This window comes from Vibrio sp. 811, assembly GCF_033339195.1.
Window position 1 is genome coordinate 1 of the sequence record NZ_JAWOUB010000756.1, and the last position, 285, is coordinate 285.

The following is a 285-nucleotide window of genomic DNA, read 5'->3' on the forward strand; positions in this document are numbered from 1 at the left end:
AGGACATAATTGAAATCGCCATTCGCTCCTCGCTTTGATTGAATAAAGCCCAACTCTTCAAGCTTTCTCATTCGGGTTGTCCAGGTGGTTATTGCTCGTTCACTTGAAAAGCCCGATTCAAATGCAAACCTATGCTTATCTTCTATCTCTAGAAAGCCTTCATCAAAAACGTTGCACCATAGTGATAGATAAGTTGATGAGAGAGGTTTTCCTTTTCCAGAAAACTTATCCATTATTCTGCCTATTTGAGGGAGGGTTCGTGGTATCGTTGTGAATCCATTATGG

1 protein-coding gene is annotated in these 285 nt (G+C 40.7%); it reads right to left on the reverse strand.

Going from position 1 to position 285, the window contains the following annotated elements:
• The coding region (locus R7Q46_RS29235) for a hypothetical protein (protein WP_411978793.1) at window positions 1–233 on the reverse strand (233 nt) is incomplete at its 3' end.
• Window positions 234–285: the final 52 nt, after the last annotated feature.